At 72.2% G+C, this 22,174-nt stretch carries 8 protein-coding genes and 8 pseudogenes; 9 read left to right on the top strand and 7 right to left on the bottom strand.

Annotated features, from left to right (window positions below):
• Nucleotides 1-2: 2 nt before the first annotated feature.
• Nucleotides 3-3,430: pseudogene (locus tag WKH84_RS01525) on the top strand (error-prone DNA polymerase).
• Nucleotides 3,431-3,436: 6 nt separating this feature from the next.
• Here the strand turns inward: WKH84_RS01525 and WKH84_RS01520 are convergent.
• The 3 genes and pseudogenes from WKH84_RS01520 to WKH84_RS01510 all read right to left on the bottom strand — a co-directional run.
• Nucleotides 3,437-3,706, bottom strand: a complete 270-nt coding sequence (locus WKH84_RS01520; protein WP_341855396.1) for a hypothetical protein — start codon at nucleotides 3,704-3,706, stop codon at nucleotides 3,437-3,439.
• Nucleotides 3,707-4,116: 410 nt separating this feature from the next.
• Nucleotides 4,117-4,323, bottom strand: coding sequence for a hypothetical protein (locus WKH84_RS01515; protein ID WP_341856733.1), 207 nt, complete (start codon nucleotides 4,321-4,323; stop codon nucleotides 4,117-4,119).
• Nucleotides 4,324-4,394: 71 nt separating this feature from the next.
• A pseudogene (locus WKH84_RS01510) lies at nucleotides 4,395-8,599 on the bottom strand (MMPL family transporter); the annotation flags it as partial.
• Nucleotides 8,600-9,152: 553 nt separating this feature from the next.
• On the opposite strand from WKH84_RS01510, the gene WKH84_RS01505 reads away from it, so the two are divergent.
• The 7 genes and pseudogenes from WKH84_RS01505 (at nucleotide 9,153) to WKH84_RS01475 (ending at nucleotide 14,833) form a co-directional block, all read left to right on the top strand.
• Nucleotides 9,153-9,698, top strand: coding sequence for a TetR/AcrR family transcriptional regulator (locus WKH84_RS01505; RefSeq protein WP_341855395.1), 546 nt, complete (start codon nucleotides 9,153-9,155; stop codon nucleotides 9,696-9,698).
• Between the two features lie 385 nt (nucleotides 9,699-10,083).
• Nucleotides 10,084-10,782 carry a GH25 family lysozyme gene (locus WKH84_RS01500; protein WP_341855394.1) on the top strand — a complete coding sequence of 233 codons (699 nt, stop codon included), beginning with the start codon at nucleotides 10,084-10,086 and terminating at the stop codon, nucleotides 10,780-10,782.
• Between the two features lie 110 nt (nucleotides 10,783-10,892).
• Nucleotides 10,893-11,662: pseudogene (locus WKH84_RS01495) on the top strand (queuosine precursor transporter).
• Nucleotides 11,663-11,879: 217 nt separating this feature from the next.
• A complete protein-coding gene (locus tag WKH84_RS01490; protein ID WP_341855393.1) occupies nucleotides 11,880-12,938 on the top strand; it encodes a CPBP family glutamic-type intramembrane protease in 1,059 nt (352 codons plus the stop codon).
• Nucleotides 12,939-13,250: 312 nt separating this feature from the next.
• Nucleotides 13,251-13,469: pseudogene (locus WKH84_RS01485) on the top strand (MFS transporter); the annotation flags it as partial.
• 73 nt (nucleotides 13,470-13,542) lie between these two features.
• Nucleotides 13,543-14,445 (top strand): MFS transporter, encoded by a 903-nt coding sequence (locus WKH84_RS01480; RefSeq protein ID WP_341855392.1) that lies wholly within the window; start codon nucleotides 13,543-13,545, stop codon nucleotides 14,443-14,445.
• A 172-nt stretch (nucleotides 14,446-14,617) separates the two neighbouring features.
• Nucleotides 14,618-14,833 (top strand): hypothetical protein, encoded by a 216-nt coding sequence (locus tag WKH84_RS01475; protein WP_341855391.1) that lies wholly within the window; start codon nucleotides 14,618-14,620, stop codon nucleotides 14,831-14,833.
• Between the two features lie 649 nt (nucleotides 14,834-15,482).
• Here WKH84_RS01475 and WKH84_RS01470 read toward each other — a convergent pair.
• The 3 pseudogenes from WKH84_RS01470 to WKH84_RS01460 form a co-directional block, all read right to left on the bottom strand.
• A pseudogene (locus WKH84_RS01470) lies at nucleotides 15,483-17,996 on the bottom strand (FAD-dependent oxidoreductase).
• A 21-nt stretch (nucleotides 17,997-18,017) separates the two neighbouring features.
• Nucleotides 18,018-19,332, bottom strand: a pseudogene (locus tag WKH84_RS01465) (iron-sulfur cluster-binding domain-containing protein).
• A gap of 62 nt (nucleotides 19,333-19,394) precedes the next feature.
• Nucleotides 19,395-20,694: pseudogene (locus WKH84_RS01460) on the bottom strand (aromatic ring-hydroxylating dioxygenase subunit alpha).
• A 106-nt stretch (nucleotides 20,695-20,800) separates the two neighbouring features.
• Here WKH84_RS01460 and WKH84_RS01455 point away from each other — a divergent pair.
• Nucleotides 20,801-21,735: pseudogene (locus tag WKH84_RS01455) on the top strand (LysR family transcriptional regulator).
• A gap of 87 nt (nucleotides 21,736-21,822) precedes the next feature.
• Here the strand turns inward: WKH84_RS01455 and WKH84_RS01450 are convergent.
• Nucleotides 21,823-22,137: a hypothetical protein gene (locus tag WKH84_RS01450; protein ID WP_341855390.1), complete on the bottom strand. Its 315-nt coding sequence runs from the start codon at nucleotides 22,135-22,137 to the stop codon at nucleotides 21,823-21,825.
• Nucleotides 22,138-22,174: the final 37 nt, after the last annotated feature.

The raw sequence follows: 22,174 nt of genomic DNA, 5'->3' as shown, positions 1-22,174 counted from the left end.
CCATGGCCCGCTGGTTCCTGGGCCCGCCCGCGTGGAAGGACCTCGAGGCGGTCCTCTCGGACCGTCCCGCCGAGCTGGTCTCCCCGCCGATCGTCGTCGAGCACACCGGGAAGCAGGCGGAGGATCCGTACCGTCCCGCCCGCCACGTTGACTACGCGGAGCCGCACGCCCACTCCCACTTCAGCTTCCTCGACGGCGCCTCGAGCCCCGAGGACATGGCCATCCAGGCGGCCCGGCTCGGGCTCGGCGCGATCGCGCTGGTGGACCACGACGGGTCGCCCGGGGTGGTGCAGGCGGCGAAGGCCGCGGCCGAGGCGGGGATCGCGACCGTGTTCGGCGCCGAGCTGACCCTCGGCCTCGAGCCCGGGGCCGAGACCGCGAGCAAGACCCCCGTGATCTCCGCACCCCGCACCGGAACGCCCGACCCCGAGGGGGAGCACCTGCTGGTGCTGGTGCGGGACGAGACCGGGTACCGCCGCCTCTCCGCCGCGATCGCCCGCGCCCATCTGGACAGCGGGCAGAAGGCCGCACCCCGCTACCGTCTCGCCGAGCTGTCGCGGATCGCCCGGGAGGGGCACTGGCTGATCCTCACCGGGCGCCGCAAGGGCGCCGTGACCCGGGCCGCGAGCGCGCGCCTGGCCGAGGGCGACCTCGAGGGCGCCGCCCACGCCGCCGCGGAGCAGATCGCGCGCCTGGTGGAGCTGTTCGGTCCCGGGAACGTCGCCGTCGAGCTTATCGTCGGCGGCGGGGGAGAGGCCGACGAGCTCCACGACGCGCTCGCCCAGGGCGCCCGCCTGGTGCGCGAGTCGCACGGGCTGGACGCGGTCTCGCTGCCGCTGGTGGCGAGCACGAACGCGCACTACGCCCGCCCCTCGGACAAGCGCCTGGCCGACACCCACGCCGCCCTGCGCGCCGGGGGATCGCTGGAGAGCGCCGACCCCCATCTCACCTCCCGCCCCGCGCACCTGCGCAGTGGGGAGGAGATGGCGCAGCCTGCTTGCCCCGCTATCCCGCCGCGATCGCGCAGGCCGCACAGCTGGGCCGGGACTGCGCCCTGGACCTGCGCCTGCTCGCCCCAGATCTGCCGCCCTTCCCCGTCCCCGCCGGGCACGACGAGGCGAGCTGGCTGGTGGAGCTGGTGGAGATCGAGGGGCGCGAGCGCTACGGGCCGCGGCCCGCACCGGGCCTTCCCGAGAAGATCCCCGGGGCGTGGGCGCAGATCGACCACGAGCTGAAGGTCATCACCGACCTGCACTTCCCCGGCTACTTCCTGATCGTCCACGAGCTCGTCGACTTCTGCGCAGGGGAGGGGATCCTCGCCCAGGGCCGCGGCTCCGCCGCCAACAGCGCGGTCTGCTACGCGCTGGGGATCACGGCGGTCGAACCCGTCGGCCACGAGCCGCTGTTCGAGCGGTTCCTCGCCCCGGAGCGGGACGGCCCGCCGGACATCGACATCGACATCGCCTCGGACCGCCGGGAGGAGGTGATCCAGCACGTCTACGAGCGCTACGGGAGGGAGAACGCCGCGCAGGTCGCCAACGTCATCACCTACCGGGCGAAGCTCGCGGTGCGCGACGCGGCGAGGGCGCTCGGCTACGACCCCGGCGCGCAGGACGCCTTCGCCAAGCGGATCGAGCGCTCCTTCTCCTCGCTGAAGGACGCCGACGTGCCGGACGACGTGGTCGCCCTCGCCCAGCAGCTGCGGGACGCACCGCGCCACCTCGGCATCCACTCCGGCGGGATGGTCCTCGCCGACCGGCCCGTGATCGAGGTATGCCCGGTGCAGTGGGCGGCCATGGCGGACCGCTCCGTGCTGCAGTGGGACAAGGACGACTGCGCCGACGCGGGCCTGGTGAAGTTCGACCTGCTGGGCCTGGGGATGCTCACGGCGCTCGACCATGCGCTGAAGATCGTCGCCGAGCACCACGGCCAGCACTTCGAGCCGCGCACCCTGCCGCAGGAGGACCCGGCCGTCTACGACATGCTCTGCGCCGGGGACAGCGTGGGCGTCTTCCAGGTCGAGTCCCGCGCCCAGATCTCCACCCTGCCGCGGCTGAAGCCGCGGGTGTTCTACGACCTGGTGGTCGAGGTGGCGCTGATCCGGCCCGGCCCCATCCAGGGCGGGTCCGTCCACCCCTACATCCGCCGCCGCGCCGGCGAGGAGGAGGTCACCTACCTGCATCCGAAGCTGAAGAAGTCCCTGGGCCGCACGCTCGGGATCCCGCTGTTCCAGGAGCGGCTGATGCAGATGGTGGTCGACGTCGCCGACTTCACCCCCGCCCAGGCCGACCAGCCGCGCCGCGCCATGGGCTCCAAGCGCTCCACCCAGAAGATGCTCGAGCTGTCCGATGCGCTGTTCACGGGGATGGCCCGCCACGGCATCACCGGGGAGGACGCCGAGGCGATCCACCGCAAGCTCCTCGCCTTCGCCAACTACGGCTTCCCCGAGTCGCACGCCTACTCCTTCGCGTATCTCGTCTACGCGAGCTCCCATCTCAAGTGCCACTACCCGGCCGCGTTCACCGCCGCGCCGCTGCGCTCCCAGCCGATGGGCTTCTACTCCCCGCAGTCCCTGGTCGCCGACGCGAGGCGCCACGGCGTGCTCACCCACGGCCCGGATGTGCTCGCCTCCCGCGCCCGCACCGACCTCGAGACCGACGAGGAGCACGTCGGGTACCGGCTCGAGACCCCGGGGGAGCAGGTGCAGGGGGAGCGGGCCGCGAGCGGCCCCGCGATCCGGCTGGGCCTGGACCAGGTGCGCGGCATCTCCACCGAGACCGCCGAGCAGATCGTCGCCGAGCGGGAGCGCGGCGGCCCCTTCGCCTCCGTCCCGGATCTCGCGCGGCGGGTGCGGCTGACCGCCCGTCAGCTCGAGGCGCTCGCGACGGCGGGGGCGCTGGACCGACTCGCGAGCTCGCGGCGGCAGGCGCTGTGGGCCGCGGGCGCCGCCGCGCAGGAGTCCCCGGACACGCTCCCGCACCTCGCCGTCGGCGCGGAGGCGCCGATGCCGCCGGGGATGAGCGATGCGGAGCTCGCCACCGCCGACGCCTGGGCCACCGGGATCACCCTCGCGGACCATCCGATGGCGCTGGTGCGGGAGCGGATGACGGCCGACGGGGTGCTCTCGATCGCCGGCACCCGGGAGGCGGAGGACTCCAGCCGGATCCGGGTCGCCGGGGTGATCACGCACCGTCAGCGCCCCGCGACCGCCGGGAACGTCACCTTCCTCAGCCTCGAGGACGAGACCGGGATCCTCAACGTCGTCTGCTCGCAGGGGTTCTGGGTGCGGCACCGGGCGCTGCTGCGCACCGCGCGCGCGATCGTCGCGCGCGGCATCGTCGAGAACCGCACCGGCGCGGTGAACCTCGTCGCCGACGCGGTGGAGCCCCTGGACCTGGCCGCGGCGGGCCGGTCCAGGGACTTCCAGTAGGCGGGGTCAGGCCGCGGCGGGCGCCGCGCCGACGATGCTCACGTGCGAGGAGCGTCGGGCGAGCCGCGCCCCGCGCGAGGCCGCGAAGGTCACCACGAGCGAGACCGCCGCCCAGGCGAGGATCGCCAGCAGGGTCCCGGTGGTGCTGACCAGGGTGCCGCCGAGCGCGGAGTGGACCAGGCCCTGGGTGACGATCGACAGCGGCATCAGCGAGCCGACCGACTGCAGCGGCTCGGGCGCGGTCTCCATCGGCACGATCCCCACCAGGGTCACCACCTGCGAGCACCATCAGCAGGATCGAGGCGATCCGGCCGATCCGGTCGCCGAGCGCCGTCAGCAGCGCCTGGTGCAGGGCCGCGAACATCACGGCCCCGGCGAAGGCCACCACCCCCACGGACACCGGCGAGACCGGGGAGATCCCGATCGCGGTGAGCACGGCGAGCACCGCGACGGTCTGCACCACCGCGATCAGCGGCGCCGGGGCGAGGGAGCGCAAGACACCACCTTCCACATCGGCGCTGCCCGGTCCAGCAGACGGCGGGACAGGCCCGGCGACAGCAGGAAGGTGCCGAAGGCGCCCAGCCACAGCGCGAGCGCGGTGACGAAGGGGAAGGTCGCGGTGTCCGCTCCGTTCGCCTCGTTCTGACGCTCCGCCTCGGTGCCGACGGGGGCGGCGGCCATCTCGCTCATCCGCGCCGCTCGGACTCGCTGTAGGAGGGCACGCCGTCGGCGCCCTCGCGCAGACCGCCCGCCAGCTCGTCGCTGCCCTCGGCGAGCTCGCCGCTTCCCTCGGCCAGCTCGTCGGTGCCGTCGGCGAGCTCGCCCGCTCCGTCGGCGAGTGCGCTCGCTGCCGTCGGCGAGCTGGTCCGCGCCGGTGCCGAGCTGACCCGCACCGAGCGCGAGCTCCTCGTTCCCAGCGGCGAGCTCGGAGGCGCCGTCGGCGCTGGCGCGAGTGCCCTCGGCGAGCTGGTCGGCACCCTCGGCGAGCTGGTCGACGCCGGTCGCGTACTCGGTGAGCCCGTCGCGCAGACCGGTCACGCCCGTGACGAGCTCGCCGGCGCCGTCGGCGCTGGCGCGGGCACCGGTGGCGAGCTGGTTCGCGGACTCGGTGAGGCCCGGGTTCTGGGCGGTGCCGTCCCCGGCGAAGGCCGTCTCGATCCCCTCGGCGTAGGTGACCATGCCCCCGGTGCCCTGGACGAGGCCGGGCCGCTGATCGGTGCCGTTGATGCCGTCCGCGATCTCGCGCACGCCGTCGGCGGCGGCGGTCGCGCCCTCGCCGACGCCCTGGGCGGTGGCGGCGAGGCCGGGGTTCTGGGCGGTGCCGTCGCCGTCGACGACGGTGTGCAGGCCGTCGCGGGCCTGATCGACGCCGTCGACGTAGCCGGACATGCCGTCGACTGACTGGGACATTCCCTGCGCCTGGGCGCAGAGGGCCTTGACCTGCTCGTTCAACTGCTCGTCGCCGAGGTCGGTCGCTGCGAGCGCACAGGCGTTCTCCTCCATCGAGCTCGACAGCCCCGTCATCCCCGGGTTCTCCGCGGTGCCGTCGCCCTCGACCAGGGTCGTCATGCCCGGCCCGTTCTCGTCGCCGTCCACGATCGCGTCGAGGCCGGTCGCGGCCTCGCCGACGCCGTCGGCATAGGCGACCACGCCCTCGGCGCCCTGGGCGAGGCCGGGCTGGTCCTCGGTGCCGCGGAGCCCGTCGGCCGCCTGCTGGGCGCCCTGGCCGAGCTCGGTCACGCCCTGGTCCACCTGGCGCGCCGTGGGGGCGAGTCCGGGGTTCTCCTCGGTGCCGTCGCCGGTGACCGCGGTGCCCGTCTGGGAGACGCCGCCGGCGAACTGCTCGAGGCCGGTGGCGAGCTGGTCGGCGCCGGCCTCGAGGCCGGGATTCTCGGCGGTGCCGTCGCCCTCGACCCCGGCGGCGAGCCGCTCGACGCCGGTGAGCAGGCCCGGTCGCCCCTCGGTGCCGCGCATCCCGGTCTGCGGCTCCCCGATGCCGCCGGCGAGCTCCTCGGTCCCGGTGGCGAGGTCGTCGAGCCCGTCGGCGAGGGTGCGGGTGCCGTCGGCGGCCTGCCAGGTGCCGTCCGCGAAGGTCCACACCCCGCCGGAGAACTCGCGCGCCCCCTCGGCGGCCTGCGTGGTGCCGTCGGCCAGATCGCGCGTGCCGCCCGCGAGCTCGTCCGTGCCCTCGGCGAGCTCGGAGGTGCCGCCGGCGAGCTCCTCGGCCCCGTCGGCCGCATCGGAGAAGCCGTCGCCGAGGTCGTTGAAGCCCACGTAGAGCTGGTCGAGGTACTGCTCCGCCATCTGCCCGCCCATGGTGTTCGCCGAGGCCTCGGCGACGGCGGTGCCCACCAGGGCGTTGATCTGGCCGCTCGCGTCGTTGGTGGTGACCTCGAGGATCGCCCGGGACGCCTCGGGCGTGCCGAGGGTGGCGAGGTGCTTCGAGAAGTCCTTCGGGATGACGACGACGGCCGAGTAGCCGCCGTCCTTCAGCCCCTCCTCGGCGTCCTCCTGGCTGGTCAGCCGCCAGTCGAAGCCGGTGGTCTCCGGGGCGTCCTGCCCCTCGACGGTGCCGGGCTGGGTGAGGGAGCCGGCGAGCAGACGGCCGAAGGGCACCGTCTGCGTCTCTCCGTCCGCGTCGGTCACCTCCGCGCCCTCGTCGAGGTTGACCACGGCGGCGGGCACGGCGTCGAGCCGGTCCACGCGGCCGCTGAGCGCCCACATGCCCAGCGCCGCCACGAGCAGGGGCGACACCAGGACGACGATCAGCGTGCGGGGGTGGGCGAGGCGCTTCATGCGAGGGCTCCTTCGGGGGTCTGGGCGGTGGAGCGCTGGACGGCGAGGGCGAGCAGGCGGCGCGGGTCGCGCAGGGTGGCGTGGAGTCGCCGTTCGGCGGTGGTCACCCCGGCGGAGCGGGAGCCGACGACGACGGTGGCGCCGCGGGCGAGGAGCGCGTCGAGGCGCTCGACGAGGGTGTCGTCGATCGCGGCGGCGGCATGGACGAGGTCCTCGAGCTCCTCGATGACGATCACCGCGCGGTCGGCGCCGCGGCCGTCGATCTCGCCGAGGCGGCGCGCGACGGGGGCGTCGGCCGGGATCCAGTGCGCGCGGGCCTGCACGGCTCCCAGGTCGTCGGGGGAGAGGCGGTCGTGGACGGCGAGGATGCCGGACGTGGGGGAGACCCGCCCCGCGACGAGGCCGAGGAAGGTCGCGCGGGCGGCGTCGTCCGGGGCGCGGACGACCAGCGGCGTGCCGGGGGTGACCGCGCCGGTGAGCGGGCCGAGCGTCCCCTTCTCGCCGAGCAGCGGGGCGACGGTCTCCTCGAGGCGCAGCGAGTGCACGCCGTGCTCCTCGGTCCAGCGACGGTGCTCGAGCACCCCGGCCAGGCCCTCGCCCTCGACGTCGACGGTGGGCAGGAGGCGGTCGAGCCAGCGCGGCGACCACCAGGCGTGCCGGCCCAGCGGCCGCGAGCACGGCGGGCACGAAGGTCATCCGCACCACGAAGGCGTCCACCAGCACGCCCACGGCGAGCGCCACCGCGATCGGTCGCAGCATGAACCAGCCCGAGGTCACGAAGCCCGCGAACACCGAGACCATGATCAGCGCGGCGGCGGTGACGACGGGGGCGTTGGCGGTGAAGCCGCGCTCGATCGAGTGCTTCGCATCGCCGGTGTGCACGAACTCCTCGCGCATGCGGGAGACGAGGAAGACCTCGTAATCCATCGCGAGCCCGAACAGCACGCCCATCACCATGATCGGCATGAAGGAGACCACCGGCCCGTTGACGTCCACGAACAGCGGACCGTTGAACCAGCCGTACTCGAACACCATCGAGGTGACGCCGAACGCCGCGGCGACCGAGAAGAGATAGCCGACTGACGCCTTCAGCGGCACCCACAGGGAGCGGAAGACGAGCGTCAGCAGGATCAGGGACAGGCCGACGACGAACAGCGCGAAGGGCAGCAGCGCGGCGGAGAGCTTGTCGGTGACGTCGATGCCGATCGCGGTCGCGCCGGTGACGGTGACGTCGGAGATCGAGAGGTCCTGCTCCCAGCCGTCGGCGCTGTCGCGCAGATCGGCGACGAGGTCCTTGGTGGACTGCTCGGTGGGTCCGCCCTCGGGGATCACGACCACCACGGCCATGTCGGCGCCCTGGTTGGGGGTTGCCAGCTGGATCTCCTTGACGTGGTCGAGCTCGGAGATGTCGCTCTCGAGCTCGTCGACCACGGCGAGCGGATCGGTGGTGTTGATGATGTCGGCGGTGACCAGCAGCGGGCCGTTGTAGCCGGGGCCGAACTCCTCGGAGACGAGGTCGTAGGTGTCGCGCGCATCGGTGCCGATCGGCTCGGTGCCCAGGTCCGGCAGGGCCAGTTCGAGGTCCTTGATCGGGATCGCGAGTGCGCCGACGCCGATCACGACCGCCAGGATCGTCAGCGCGGGCACCTTGGTCACCAGGCGCACCCAGGTGCGGCCGAAGGAGCGGCGGGGGCGGCGCGCGGGGTCCGGCTCGGGCAGGGCGCCCTCGTTCTCGGCCATCAGGCGCCGGATCCTGCGGGGCCGCGCCCGCTCGCCGAGGATGCCCATCAGCGCCGGCGAGATGGTCAGCGCCACCACGACGGACAGCGCCACCGTCGCGGCCGCGGCGACGCCCATCACGGTGAGGAAGGGGATGCCGGTGATGAACAGGCCCACCAGCGCGATGATCACGGTGAGGCCGGCGAAGATGACGGCGCCGCCGGAGGTGGCCAGGGACTTGCCGATCGACTCGTGCACGTCGTCGCCCTGGGCGAGCTGGTCGCGGTGGCGGGAGAGGATGAACAGGGCGTAGTCGATGCCGACGGCGAGGCCGAGCATGGCGCCCAGCGCGGTGGTGACCGAGGGGATGTCCACCCCGGCGGAGAGCGCGACCAGCGCCAGCATCGACACGCCCACGCCGACGATCGCGGTGACGATCGGGATGAAGGCAGGGATCAGCGAGCGGAAGACGATCGCGAGGATGATCAGGGCGGCGATGATGCCGAAGACCTCGCCGGCGCCGAAGGGCACCTCCGCGCTCTGCGGCACCTGCCCGCCGAGGTGCGTCTCCAGGCTCGGCGTGCCCGCCTCCTCCACGAGCGAGCGGATCTCCTCGACGGAGCTCTCGGGGAAGGCGCCGGTCTGCCCCTCCATCTGGAACTGGGCGATGATCGCGGTGTCGTCGTCGGTGCGCGTGCCGGGGGAGAGGTCGTCGAAGGGGAGGGGGCGGCCGCGACGCCCTCGACCTCGGCGATGTCCTCCATGAGCGCGTCGATCTCGTCCTGGTGCTGGTCGACGCTCGAGCCGTCCTCGGTCACCAGCACGACCTGCCCGGCGGTGCCGCCCATCTCGGGGAAGCGGTTGGCGAGGGTGTCGATGCCGCGCGCCCCCTCGGTGCCGGGGATCTCGATGTCGGCGGTGAAGGTGCCGCCGAGGCCGACGGCGAGGCCGCCGACGATCACCAGCAGTGCGACCCAGGCGCCGACGATCTTCCAGCGCAGGGAGGCCATCAGACGGCCCAGACGGTACAGGGACGAGGACACGCGGCCTCCAGGACGATCTCGGCACGAGGGCGACGACGGACCCCTGCTCGAGACGTCCGCGAATTCGATACGAAGATGTATCGATGGGATACTATCGGTCCCGCCGCACCCCCTTCAAACGGCGTCACCGCGTGAGACGCCTCTCGCCGCGCTTCCGAGGAGCCATGACCGATCTGTTCGAGCCGCTGCCCGAGTCCGCGGGCACGCGGCGCAAGGAGAACACCCGCGCCAAGCTCGTGCGCGCCTCGCTGGACGTCTTCGTCGAGAAGGGCATCGACGGCGCGACCGTCGACGACCTGGTGAAGGCGGCCGGCTTCACGCGCGGCGCCTTCTACTCGAGCTTCTCGAGCAAGGAGGAGGTGTTCATCGCCCTGTTCGACGAGGTGACCGCCGAGCTCATGGCGATCGCGAACAGCTCCGTGGAGAGCGCGGTCGCGGACGTCGAGGCGGACGAGAGCCGCTCCATCCTCGAGGCCGACGACGCGCAGGTGATGCTGGCGGTGTTCGAGGGGATCCGCCCCTTCGGCCGCCAGTGGTACCTGCTGTACTCCGACGCGATCGCCCGCTCCCTGCGCGACGAGACCCTTCGCGCGGAGCTCGCCGGGCGCGGGAGCGGATGCGGAACCAGATCGGGGCGCTCCTGGCCACACGCCTGGCGGCCTCGGCGGAGCGGGCACTGCTGCCCGTCGAGGACCTCGCCCAGGCGCTGATGGGCATCTTCATCGACCTGCTCGTGCGCGAGCGGCCTGGAAGGACGGGACGTCACCCAGCTCGCGGCGACCACGATCCTGGGCACCCTGCGGGCCTTCATCGCCCCGAAGTCGGACTGACCGCTTCGCAGCACTGCGCACCTTCCGCCCGTTTCGCCAAGACACGCCGGAACGGGAGCGGGCGGTGGCGCGCCCCCGGCGAACCCCTCTACGGTGAATGCGGTGTGACCCCCGTCGCACTCTTCCTCGCAGTGCAGCTGTCCCTTCCCCAGGAGCTTCCCCATGTCGCCCTACCGTCCCCGCCATCTCGCCCCTCCGGCCCCGACCGCCCCCGCCTCGAGAGCTTCGCGCCGCAGTGTGCGCGCGCGGGGGAGCGCTCGGCGCCATGGCGCTCGGCACCGGCACCGCCGCCCTCGCCGCACCCGCCGCGCAGGCCGCCGGCATCTACGGCCAGGACGTCTCCGGCTGGCAGGGGGAGGTCGACTGGGCCGCCCAGGCCGGGGCCGGATCCCGCTTCGCCTACGTCAAGGCCACCGAGGGCCGCTCCTACCGCAGCCCCGCGTTCTCCCACCAGTACTCCGGCGCCGGCGACGCAGGGCTCGTGCGCGGCGGCTACCACTTCGCCCGGCCGGACTCCGGTGGCCCCGAGGAGCAGGTGGACTTCTTCCTGAACAATGGCGGCGGCTGGACCGGCGACGGGATCACGCCGCCGGGCATGGTCGACTTCGAGGCCTACTCCGGGCTCCCGCGGGACTACGGGCTCGGCCAGCAGGAGATGCGGGACTGGATCTCCGCCTTCTCGATCCGCTACCGGGACCAGGCCGGGCGCCGCCCGGTGATCTACACCAACCTGCACTGGTGGAACGACGTGGTGGGGGACTGGACCCCGGCGAACTCGCCGCTCTTCCTCGCCTCCTACAGCTCCTCCCGCCCCAGCACCCTGCCGGGCCGCTGGTGGGGCTGGGAGCTGTGGCAGTACTCCGACTCCGGCCCCTTCGCCGGCGACTCCAACCTCTGGTACGGCAGCGAGAGCCAGTTCGAGAGCTTCGTCGCCGACGCGGACTACGACGCCGTGGGCATCTGACCCGGCCGATACCCGGGATTTCGCCGTCGGGCGAGTCGCCCTCCGCACCGGCGCCGCCCCGCCGGTCCTCCGACCGGCCGGGGCGGCGCCGTGCTGTGTACCCTTCCCCGGTGACTGCTGAACAGAACCGCACCGCCCCCGCCGCCCCACCGTCTGGACGCCCGGCCGGCGCCGTCTACGCCGACCGGGGCTCCTCCCATTTCGACATCCTCCTGGCCGCCATGGTCACGGTCGTGATCCTCTCCGGCATCGGAGCCGCCAAGGGAGTCAGCTTCGGCGACGTGCCCGGCACGGGATTCGAGATCATCACCGACGGCGGCTTCTTCCTCTTCCCCCTCGCCTACGTGCTCGGCGACATCATCACCGAGCTGTACGGCCCCCGCACGCCCGCCGCGCCATCCTCACCTCCTTCGCCGTGAGCATCCTCGCCTCGCTCAGCTACCAGGTGATCATCGCGCCGCCGCCCTTCCCCGACGAGTACGGCCTCGCCAAGCAGGAGGCCCTCGAGCTCGCGCTCGGGCCGGTCTGGATCGTCGTGCTCGCCGGTCTCGCCGGCTTCCTCGCCGGTCAGACCCTGAACTCCCTGGTCGTCTCCCGCATGAAGCGCCGGATGGGGGAGCGGGGCCTGATCGCGCGACTGTTCACCTCGAGCGGCCTGGGCGAGCTCGTGGACACCATCATCTTCTGCGCCATCGCCTCGGTCGCGATCGGCATCACCACCTTCGAGCAGTACGTGGAGTACACCGTGCTCGGCGTGCTCTACAAGGTGCTCGTCCAGTACGCGATGATCCCGGTGACCTCCGCGGTGATCCGCTGGCTGAAGCGCACGGACCCCACCTATCAGCGCCGGCTGGCCGAGCAGGGGACGGGCGCGTCCTGAGCGACCGTCCCGGGCCGCACGGTGGACCGCGGCGATCGTCGGCCCCGGAGGCCCGAACTCGCGGGTCCTCGCCGAGAGGCGCATCGGCCGGCCGACCTGGGGCCCTCGTCCCGCCCGACGAAGGTCGCGGGCGGTGCCCGACGGCTCGACGATGGTCGGCCGCGGCGCCGACGAAGCGGCACTTCCTCGGCGGCGCGGAGGCGTGGAGTGTGGTCCCATGACCACGACGAACACCTCCTCGCCCCCGCCCCGCGATCCCGTCGGCCGGGTCCCGTCCGCCGCGGCCCCGTCGGCCGCCGGCCCGTCGGCCGCCGAGCCGTCGGGCGCCGCGCCGTCGGGCGCTCCCGTCGCCGCTGATACCGCACCCCGTCCCGCCGCCGCACCCGGTTCCGCCAGCGCACCCCGCTCGGGCCTCGATCCGGAGCGTCCCTTCGGCGCGCACCTGCGCCTGGCCTGGTGGAAGCCGCTGCTGATCATCCCCGGCCTGCTCGTGGCGATGGTCGTGCTCCAGACCGTGCTGACGCTGATCGTCGTCCTCGTGGAGATGGCGGCCTTCGGGCGCGACCCGATGGACGCGACCATCAGCCCGCTGATGATGGCCATGATGAACCTCAGCCTCGCCGCCATGGGACCGCTGGCGATCCTGGTCACCGCGCTGGTGGCGCGCGTGCCCTGGCGCTGGCTGATCGCCTCGCCACGGCGGGCGAGCCTGCGTCGCGGCCTGGTGTACGCCGGAGCGTTCTCGGCGCTCGTCGGCGTGGCGCTCGCGCTCACCGCCCTGATCGACCCGTCGGCCGCGGGGATCGGGCAGTTCGCCATCACCTCGACCACGATCGGGCTGGTCCTGGTCGCACTGCTGACCACCCCGCTGCAGGCGGCCGGGGAGGAGCTCCTGTTCCGCGGGGCGATGATGCCGCTGTTCGCCTCCTGGGTCCGAGCGGTCAGGCCCGCGCTCGTCCTCGGCATGATCGCCTCGAGCATCGCCTTCGGCCTCGTGCACATGTCGGTGGATCCGTGGCTGCTGAGCTACTACGCGGTCTTCGGGCTGTGCATGGCGGCGATGGCCGTGATCAGCCGCGGCCTCGAGGCGCCGATCGCCTTCCACGTGATGAACAACCTGATCATGATGGTCGTCGGTGCGCTCTTCGCCGGGGGCGGCGGCATCGTCATCGACCGCAGCGTGGGGATGGGCGGGCCGTTCATGCTCGTGTTCATCGTGGTGGACCTCGTGGCCGTCGGCCTGGTGTGGCTGTACGAGCGGTCACAGCGTCCCTAGGATGGTGCGGTCGAGCCGGGCGGGATCCCTGTGATCTCCTCCCGGCTCGCCGTCTGCCCGTCCCCTGAAGGAGCACCGTGGCCCCCGCCGCCGACGACGTCCCCCGCGAGGATCCCGCCCAGGACCCTCGCCCCGAGCCGACCACCTCCACCGGCCCGGTTCCCACCTCCACCGGTTCCCTCCCCACGGTCACCGGATCGATCCCCACCATCACCGGCGCGATCCCCGTCCTCGAGGACCCGGCCGATCACGAGCTCGCGCACCTGCCCGACGAGGAGCAACCTGAGCCGAACCCGCGCGAAGGTCACCGTGATGGTGATCGTCGTGCTGACCACGCTGAGCGCGATCGGCCCGCTCGCGACCGACATGTACATCCCCGCCTTCCCGGAGGTCGCGGGGGAGCTGGGCACCACCGCCTCGCGGATGCGACTGACGATCACCGCGTTCTTCCTCGGCACCGCGAGCGGCCAGATCGTCGCGGGTCCGCTCTCGGACCGCATGGGGCGGCGCGGCCCGCCGCTGATCGGCATCATCCTGTGCCTGCTCGCCTCGATCGGTCGCGCGATGGCGCCCTCGGTCGAGGTGCTCGCTGGTACTTCGCGTCTTGCAGGGGATCGGCGGCGGCTTCGGGATGGTGCTGGGCCGCGCGGTGCTGATCGACATGACCGACGGCCCCGAGCTGTTCCGGATCATGAACATCATGCAGGGCGTCGGCGGCGTCGCCCCGATCGTCGCCCCGCCGCTGGGCGGGATCATCCTGGTGTTCGGGCAGTGGCGCGAGATCTTCGTGGTGATCGCGGCGATGTCGCTGATCTCGCTGATCGGCGTGCTCTTCCTGATCCCGGAGTCGCCGCCGGTCTCCCGGCGCCACTCGGGCGGCTTCCGCACCTTCCTGCGCAACTGCCGCACCCTGCTGGGCCGACGGATCTTCGTCGCGTACATGCTGGTCAACGCGTTCTCGGCCTTCGCGCTGATGGCCTACGTCTCCGCCTCGTCCTTCGTGGTGCAGGAGATGCTGGGCTTCTCCTCGAGCGAGTACTCGGTGAGCTTCGCGATCAACTCGATGGGCATGATGGCGATGTCGCTGCTCTCGGCGCGGCTGACCCGCACCATCCATCCGCGCCGGCTGATCCGCGTGGGCCTGATCGTGGTGTCGCTGGCGAGCTTCTCGCTGCTGATCGGGAGCCTGTTCCTGGACACCCCGGCATGGATCGTCGCGCCGGCGTTCTTCTTCACCGTCGCACCGCAGGGCATGATCTTCGGCAACGGCGGCGCTCTCGCCTCGGATCAGGCGCGCGAGTTCGCGGGCACGGGCTCGGCGATGCTGGGGCTCGGCTTCTCCTTCGCGGCATCGATCGCGGCGCCGCTGGTGGGCGTGGCCGGCACGCACTCGTCGCTGCCGATGGCGATCGCGATGGTGTGCGGCGTGATGATCTCCGGCGCCTTCTTCATCATGGCGGGACGGGGGAGCGGCGCCGACACCGGAAGGATGCCCGGCGAGGCCTGAGCTCTGCCCGCCGCTGATCCCGCGCATGCTCCCGGATTCACCCCTTTGCGCATGGCGCACGTCACAGCGAGAATGCAGGGGAGCGGTCCCAGGGCTTGAGTGCAGGCACTCCAGGGCCTCTGACCCGCACGGACGTACCAGTCGTGCTGACGGAGCTTCGGACGGAGTGAGCATGAACGAGACGTGGCGGCGGATCCGACGACGGCTCAGCCCGGGCGGAACACCGTCTCTGCCCGAGCTGTACCCGGGTGAGAAAGGAGTCGACTCCATCGAGATCGCGCATGACGCAGACTCCGCCGGCCTCGACGTCCCCGGCCCGAAGGATGAGTTCCTGGACAGCGGTCGGATAGTCCTCGCAGCATCGGACGATGTCGAGGGTGACCGCTGAGGTCGGCGATCCTGACCCACCGAGTGCTGTATGCGGATCGTCAACAGCACGCGATGGCCGTCCAGACGCGCGACTCGGCCTTCCCGCGGTGCGACAGGGTGCCGAGCTGTCGGGCGCTGCGACTGCACGACACCACGCCGGTGCGACGCGACGCTCGCAGTCGCGATCGAGTGGCAGATCTCGACCGCCGCTTCACGGCAGAAATACCGACTGAGCAGATATACCGACTGAAATGCGCCACTCGATCTCGTGCACGAGCGCGTCGAGGATCGCGTGCAGAAGTCGCGACGGCGGTGTGAGGTCATCGCCGTGATGACGGGCAGGCGGCGGGCGCCATGGAGGCTCACCGCCTCCCGGACCGCCCTCAATACGTCGAGCCGATAATGCACGTTATGTAAAGTACGACAGGGGCGCCGACGGGCTGTGCCGGTGCGAGCCTCCCCGACCGGCTGTGCATCGGACGACGACCGCGCACAGGTCCCCTCCCGCCGGCGGCCGGTCACCGCGATCACGTGGACCTCCCCGGGCGTCGCCGACCACGGTCCAGCGAGCGCTCACGCGGACGGCCGCGCGCGCAGACGGCCACCGTCGTCCCCGCGCGTCGACGACGGCCGGTCCGGTGCGCTCACACCGACCGGCCCGCGGGCACTTACGCCGCCTTCTCGGGACGAATCCTGTCCATCGCGGGATCGTAGAGCGGCTCCTCCGCCACGGTCGCCGCGAAGCGCGTGCCGAGATACTCGACCTCGACGCCGTCGCCGACCGTCAGATGGTCGGGCGCCCAGGCGTACGCGATGCCGCGACCGAGCGTGTAGCCGTAGGCGGCGCTGGTGACGTATCCGGCGGCGGTCTGGGACCCGGGCAGGAACACCGGCTCGAGGCCGAGTGCGATCGACGTCGGCTCGTCGAAGGTCAGGCAGGTCAGGCGCGTCGTCGCAGCGGCCGCACGCGCGGCGAGCGCCTCCTTGCCCACGAAATCCGCCGTCTTCGAGGCCTTCACCGCGAAGCCGATGCCCGCCTGCACGGGCTCGTGCTCGCTGGTCATGTCCGTCCCGAAGGAGCGGAAGCCCTTCTCCAGGCGCAGCGACTCGAACGCCTCGCGTCCCGCCGCGACGATGCCGAACTCCTGCCCGGCCGCGAAGATCGCGTCCCAGAGCCGCTCCCCCAGGTCCGCCGTGGTGTACAGCTCCCAGCCGAACTCGCCGACGTACGACAGCCGCATGGCCGTCACCGGGATCCCCGCGAGCGTGACGCTCCGGGTGCGGAAGTAGCCGAGCGCCTCAGCGCCGAGGTCCTCGTCCGTGAGCCGCGCCGCCACCTCGCCGGCGAGCGGCCCCCACAGCCCGATGCGGCCACGTCCCGGGCGTGATGTCGCGCACGTCGACCCACTTCGCGGGATCCTCCTGCGACTGGTGCCTCGCCTCGCGGGTGAGGTATGCGAGATCGATGCTTGCCGTTGGCGCCCACCTGGTAGTCGTTCTCTCCGAGGATCGCGACGGTGATGTCGCTCGTGATGCCGCCCGCCCGGTCGAGCAGGAGCGTGTAGCTGACCGCGCCGGGCCTGCGCCGCATCGACGACGTGGTCAGACGGTCGAGCAGGTCGCCGGCACCGGGGCCCGTCACCGAGAAGCGCGTCAGCGCCGTCATGTCGTACATCGCGACGGCGGCGCGCGTCTTCCAGGCCTCGCACGCAGCGATCGGCGAATGGAACTGGGCTGACCAGGCGTCGCGCGGCGGGGCCGCCCACTCGGCGGGCATCTCCTCGAGCAGGTGCGCGTTGGCCTCGTACCAGTGCGGCCGCTCCCAGGAGTGCGCTTCGAGGAAGAAGGCTCCCAGTTCGACCTGGCGTCGGTGGAACGGGCTGAGCCGGAGGTCGCGCGGCGAGACCCGCGGCTGGCGGGGATGGAGGATGTCGTAGATCTCGACGAAGTTCTGCTGGCTCGTCTCGGCCACGTAGGCGCGGGTGGTCTCGATCTTCTCGAACCGGTTGAGGTCGAGGCCCGACAGGTCGGTCTCCGAGGATCCCGTCGTGATCACCTCGGCGAGGGCTCGCGAGATGCCGACCGAGTGGGTCACCCACACGGCCTCGGCCATGAAGAACCCGTCGACCCCGGCGGACTCCCCCACCAGCGATCCGCCGTCCGGCGTGAAGGAGAAGACGCCGTTGAAGGCACGATCGACCGAGGTCTGCCGCGGCTCGGGCAGCGACCTCTGCGACTCCTCCCACTCGGCCGCGAAGTCCTCCGGCGTGAAGGGGAGGCTCGAGGGCATCGCCTCGTCGGTGATGTCCTCGGCGCGGTACTGCGGCAGGTCGTCGAGGGCGACGGGCATGGGGCGGTGCGCGTACGAGCCGATCCCGATCCGGTCGCCCCACTCGCGGTAGTAGAGGTCGCGGTCCTGATGGCGCAGGATCGGGGCGGAAGCTCCCTTGGGCGCCTCGTTCTTCCCCCTGAGGCTCGGCACGGGCGAGGTGATCGCGAACTGGTGGCCGAGCGGCGGCGGCGGCACGGCCACCCCGGCCATCTCGCCGATCCGCGGGCCCCAGAACCCGGCGCAGGAGACGACGATGTCGGCCGGGATGCGCTCCTCCCCCACGAGCACTGCGCGCACGCGGCCGCCCGAGGTGTCGATGCCCGTCACCGCGGTGCGGTCGCGGAACTCGACCCCGGCCCTTCGCGCGCGCTCGATCACGAGCCGCGTTCCCTTCAGCGCGAGCGCGAGCCCGTCCCCGGGCGTCCAGAGACCGCCGAGGACGGGCTCGGGATCGACCATCGGGAAGAGCCGACGGCACTCGTCGGTGTCGACCACCTGCGCCTCGACTCCCCAGGACCGGTTCCAGCCGGCACGACGATGCAGATCCTGCGACCGCTCGGGGGTGGTCGCGAGCTCGAGCCCGCCGACAGCCAGGAACGATCCGGAGCCGTCCGGTCCCCTCAGGTGCGTGTACTTCTCGATGGTCTCGTCGCGCGAACGCGGTCATCGACTTCGAGGGGTTCGTCGAGAAGACGAGGCCGGGAGCATGGGAGGTGGACCCGCCCGGCGTCTCGAGCGGACCCTGCTCGAGCACGATAGTGTTCGTGGCGCCGCGCTGGGCGAGCTCGTCGGCGAGGTTCGCGCCGACGATGCCGGCGCCGATGATGACGATGCGGGGTGCGGTGCTCATGGGGGCTCTCTCTCGAGGGGGTCAGGCGTCGATGACGAGGTCGGTCACGGCGGTGGAGCAAGCAGGGCAGGAACTTCCCGGCGGCGATCTCGCGTGCGCGGATGCCGCCCTGGTGGTGCATGTCGACGTCGCCCTCGAGCTTCACGATCTTGCAGGAGCCGCACATGCCCTCCTGGCAGTTGGCGCCGATGCGCACGCCGGAGGCCCGCGCCGCCTGCAGGATGTTCTGCTCCGGGTCGATGCGCACGTCGAGCCCGCTGCGGACGAAGGACATGGTGAGCGCGCCGGCACCGACCACCTGGCGTTCCCCCTCCGGTGCGTCCGGGGTGCGGGGAACGGGCGCGCTCGCCTCGGCGTCGACCGCTACGGTGGGCTCCACGTGCGCCAGCGCAGGGAGGTCTGCCGCCGTCTGGTCGTAGACGTCCAGGACCGCGCTCTGGTGCTCGGTGCTCTCCTCGGCGGCGACCTGCAGGTCCTCGGCGAACTCCGTGGCGGCCGCGAGCTCGGCCGCGTACTCGCGCCGTGTGGCGGAGTCTCCGGTGAAGCTCTCGACGAACACCGAGGTGTCGTCCACGCCGACGGCGGGCAGGCAGTCGAGGACCTGCTCGAGGTATCCCTGCGGGCCGCAGGCGTACACCTGGCGACCGTTGGCGTCGGGTGCGACGGCGTCGATCATCTCCGCCGAGATGCGTCCCACGCGGGCGCCCCACCCCTCGGGCCGTTCGCGGTCGCCGAGCGAATAGGCCACCCGGATGCGGAAGTCGGCCTTCTCCAGGAAGTCGAGCTCGTCGACGAAGGCGAAGCGATCCGGGGACGAGCCGTGGTACAGCAGGCAGACGTCGGCCTGTCCCGGCAGGGAGTGGATCGTGCGGATCATCGACATGATCGGGGTGATGCCCGATCCGGCGGCGAGGAACAGGTAGCGCGCCCGGCGGTCGTAGTCGGGCAGGTGGAACGCGCCGACAGGGCCCAGCATGTCGAGGATCATGCCCGGACGCATGTTGGCATGCGCCCAGGGCGACACCAGACCCGCCGGATCACGGCGCACCGTCACGGCGAAGGTCCAGGGAGAGGTCGGAGCGCTGGAGAGCGAGTAGCTGCGGCTGACCGGCTCGGCATTCTCCCCGTCCGCGGGGAAGTCGATGTTGAGGTACTGGCCCGCACGGAACGCCAGCGGCGCGCCGTCGAGCCGTCGGAACACGAAGGTCGTGCAGTCCTGGGACTCGGGGATGGTCTCGACGCACTCGGCCTGGAACTCCTCCGGGTACCAGGGGCCGAGCGCCGTCGCGGCGTGCGCCGGCCCCGCCACCGCCGCGAGCACACGGTTCCACGGCATCTCGAGGCCGCGGGTGCGCAGGGCGAGCGCGACCGCTCCCCTGTCCACGTCGACCTCGAAGCTCACTGCAGCGCCTCCCGCAGGCGGGTGATGTACCAGTTCACGAACGCTTCGACCTGGTACTCGCTCTTCATGTAGGGGCCGGGCTCGTAGGCAGGGCTGGCGGCGCCGCGCTGGCACAGCTCGACGAACGCCTTGTCCTGCAGGTTGGTCTGCTTCCACGTGTGGGTCAGGGTCTCGAGGTCGTAGTCGACGCCCTCGACGGCGTCGTCGGCGACCAGCCAGGTGGTGCGCACCAGCGTGCGCCCCTCGTCGAGGGGGAACGCCGCGAAGGTGATGACGTGATCGCTGAGGAGGTGGAACCAGCTGTTGGGCGCAGGTGCATGGAGCAGCGCGGCCCAGCCGGAAGTCGGGCAGGTCCCCCAGCGGCTTCTTCGACAGCCGACGGCCGTCGGCCGAGAACGACTCCCCCTCGCCGTCGAGCGGCTCTCGCGAGATGCGGATGCCGGCCACGCGGGTGTCGAGCTCCTCGACCACCTCGAACGGCAGGCCGTATCGACGGCATCGCTGCTCGAGGGCAGCGCTCGCCGAGAGGTTGCGGTTCCACACGTCGGCGAGGTGGGACGGCACCGTCTCGACGGTGAGGCCCCAGGTGGGGAACAGCGAACACGCCAGCTCGGGGTGGCCGTCGCAGTGGTAGCACTCGCGGTTGTTCTCCATCACGAGCTTCCAGTTGCCCTGCTCCACGATGTCCTGCTGGTACGCGACCTTCGTCGCGCCGAGCTCGTGCGGCTCGATGTACGGGCGGAAGATCTCGGCGACCTCGTCGAAGTCCTCCGGCGGCTCCGCCGCGATGCACACGAAGATCAGGCCGCCCACCACCCTGCAGTGCGCGCGCTTGAGCGCGAAGCGACCGGCGTCGAAGTCGATCTCGCCGGGCGCGGAGGCGTGGATCAGCGCTCCGTCCGGGGCGTACGTCCACGAGTGGTACCCGCACACGAGGTTCCCCGTCGTCCCGGAGTCCTCCGTGAGGATTCGGGCGCCGCGGTGGCGGCACACGTTGTGCAGGGCCCTGACGGAGCCGTCGTCGTGGTGGAGCAGGATGAGCGCATAGGGGCCGAAGTCGACGGTGATGTAGTCGCCGGGCTCGGGCAGTTCGGCGATGCTCCCCGCGAACAGCCAGTGCCGTCCGAAGACGGCGCGCATGTCGAGGTCGAACAGTCGCCTGTCGGTGTAGAACGGGGCCGTCAGCGAGAAGCCGGGCCGACGGGAGTCGACGAGCGCCTGGAGCTCGGAGAGCTTCTCGGGCGCGATGGCGGCCGTCGCGAAGGGTGCCGCGCGTCGTGCGTCGATCGTGGACATGCTCTTCCTCATCGTCGGAGGATCACAGCGGATACGCAGAAGGCTAGCGCCGCGGATCATGCACGATAAGCGCGAATTATCGACGAGTGCAGTGCAGAATCTCCGCATGATCGATCCTCGCCTCGTCACCCTGCGCACCTTCGCCCGCCGCGGGACCGTCGCGGCCACCGCGGAGCTCATGGGCTACTCCCCCTCGGCGGTGTCGGCCCAGCTGAGAGAGCTGCAGCAGTCCCTGGGCCTGACGCCGCTCACGCGCGACGGCCGAGGGTCGCGCCTGACCGCCGCGGGGCAGGAGCTGGTGCGCCGCAGCGACGCGCTGTTCGCGCAGTGGGAGCAGATCCGGGCCGCGAGCGCGAGCGCGGACGGTCAGGTCCCGGGGAAGTTCGGCATCGGCGGCTTCTCCACCGCCGCCTCGCACCTCATCGCCCCTCTCCTGCCCCGCCTGCGCGACTTGCACCCCTCCGTCGAGGTCCAGGTGATGGAGGCGAGCCCGGCACGCCGCTTCGACCTGCTGGTGGCCGAGCGCATCGACGTGGCGGTGGTCGTCTCGATGCAGGGCGAGGTCTTGCTCGAGGCCGATCCCCGGTTCGAGAAGATCACCCTGCTCGATGACCCGCTGGACGTCATGGTGCCGGCGGACCATCCGCTCGGGGCGAAGGAGCGCGTGTCGCTGGACCAACTCGTCGCCGACCCGTGGGTGACCGACCAGCCCGGCTCCGCCTATCGCGCGCTGTTCACGACCGCTTTCACGGCGGCCGGTCTCACGCCGCGGATCGCCCACGAGGCCACGGAGTGGGGACGGCCATCGCCCTCGTAGGCGCCGGAGCGGGAGTCGGCCTGCTCCCTCGCCTGGTGAGCCTCTCGGACACCCCCGGCGTCCGTCGTGTGCGCCTGGCGGGCCCGGGCCGTCTGAGCCGGCGCATCATCGCGGCGATGCGTGCCGGCGCCGCCGAGGCCCAGCTCCCCCGCGACTCGATCCGGCCGCTGCGCGAGATCGCCCAGGACGTCCTCGACACCCACCTCGCCGGGGAGGGCGACTAGAGCGGCGGGCGCGCCGTGCGTCGAGATCACGGGGAGCCCGGGGCACTGCTCCCCGCTCCGTGGGCCGGAAGCGGTCGCCTCGTGCCCTCAGCAGGCCGCGACGACCCCGCGTCCGCCGTCCCAGGCGGCGACGAGACGGGGCGCGCCGTCGAGCCCGTCGACCGTGCGCGCGATCGTGAACGTCTCGTCGCCGTCGAGCGGCTCCTCGAGGGTCGGCGCGACCTCGCCCTCGTCGACCTCGAGCGTCAGCTCCACCGCCTGCGGGCGGGTCCCCTCGGTGGTGCCGTCGGGCGCGAAGATCTGGAGCTGGGCCTGCTGCTGCTCGCCGGCGAGTGCCCGGGCGAAGCATTCGATCGCGAGCTCGTCCTCGAGGCCGTCGTAGACGTAGCGGGTGCCCAGCACCGAGTGGTCCATCGTGGTGACCGGGCGCGCCGCGGGG

The sequence above is a fragment of the Brachybacterium sp. GPGPB12 genome (assembly GCF_038396325.1).
Classification (GTDB): domain Bacteria; phylum Actinomycetota; class Actinomycetes; order Actinomycetales; family Dermabacteraceae; genus Brachybacterium; species Brachybacterium conglomeratum.
Note: the sequence above shows the minus strand (reverse complement) of the source record. Positions and strands in the feature narration are given on the sequence as shown.

Bases quoted from the DNA above. Each gene is read 5' to 3' on its own strand.
- WKH84_RS01505 (WP_341855395.1), top strand. From the start codon at position 9,153: ATGACCGATCTGTTCGAGCCGCTGCCCGAGTCCGCGGGCACGCGGCGC.
- WKH84_RS01500 (WP_341855394.1), top strand. From the start codon at position 10,084: ATGGCGCTCGGCACCGGCACCGCCGCCCTCGCCGCACCCGCCGCGCAG.
- WKH84_RS01490 (WP_341855393.1), top strand. From the start codon at position 11,880: ATGACCACGACGAACACCTCCTCGCCCCCGCCCCGCGATCCCGTCGGC.
- WKH84_RS01475 (WP_341855391.1), top strand. From the start codon at position 14,618: ATGAACGAGACGTGGCGGCGGATCCGACGACGGCTCAGCCCGGGCGGA.